This is a genomic window from Xenorhabdus sp. PR6a, from assembly GCF_028599065.1.
Lineage (GTDB): Bacteria > Pseudomonadota > Gammaproteobacteria > Enterobacterales > Enterobacteriaceae > Xenorhabdus > Xenorhabdus doucetiae.
The window spans coordinates 1-518 of record NZ_JAQRFJ010000217.1; the positions used below are offsets into that span (position 1 = coordinate 1).

Genomic DNA, 518 nt, shown 5'->3' on the forward strand with positions numbered 1-518 from the left:
CCAATAATGAGGCAGAATTGAGATGGGTTACAGCCTGGATTTTCGAAAAAGAGTACTGGCATACAAAGACAAGCATTCGTTGACGTTCGAACAAACCAGCGACCACTTTGAAGTCTCTATCCGCACCCTGTTTCGGTGGTGCAACAAAATAGAACCCTGCATGACACGTGATAAACCGCCGACGAAAATTAGTGACGAAACACTTATCGCTGATGTCCGGAATTATCCCGATGACTATCAATGGGAAAGAGCGAAACGTCTGGGTGTTTCGCAGTCCGCTATCCATTACGCCTTGAAACGACTGAAAATAACCTTCAAAAAAAACGCTAAAACATCCCGCCGCTGACGAACACGCCCGTCAGGTATTTGGCGAGCGTATCCGCCATCATGAACAGGCGGGTAAACAGATTGTTTATCTGGATGAAAGCGGCTTTGAACAGTCCATGCCACGTACGCATGGCTATTCGTCAAAAGGGTCGCGCTGTTTTGATTTACATGACTGGCAGCACAAAGGCCGT

Annotated in this window: 2 protein-coding genes; one reads left to right on the forward strand and one right to left on the reverse strand. The window is 47.3% G+C overall.

Translation table 11 applies throughout. The features are described 5' to 3' along the window. Positions 1-22 precede the first annotated feature (22 nt). The gene (locus PSI15_RS18430) at positions 23-346 is read left to right on the forward strand and encodes an IS630 transposase-related protein (RefSeq protein WP_273584778.1); all 324 of its coding nucleotides are present in this window, start codon (positions 23-25) and stop codon (positions 344-346) included. Here PSI15_RS18430 and PSI15_RS18435 read toward each other — a convergent pair. Continuing rightward, a complete protein-coding gene (locus PSI15_RS18435) occupies positions 327-458 on the reverse strand; it encodes a hypothetical protein (RefSeq protein WP_273584779.1) in 132 nt (43 codons plus the stop codon). The two genes, PSI15_RS18430 and PSI15_RS18435, sit on opposite strands and share 20 nt — an antisense overlap. Between the last annotated feature and the right edge of the window lie 60 nt (positions 459-518).

Excerpts from the sequence above, each read along its gene's own strand:
- PSI15_RS18430 (WP_273584778.1), top strand. The coding sequence starts at position 23 with ATGGGTTACAGCCTGGATTTTCGAAAAAGAGTACTGGCATACAAAGAC.
- PSI15_RS18435 (WP_273584779.1), bottom strand. The coding sequence starts at position 458 with ATGCGTACGTGGCATGGACTGTTCAAAGCCGCTTTCATCCAGATAAAC.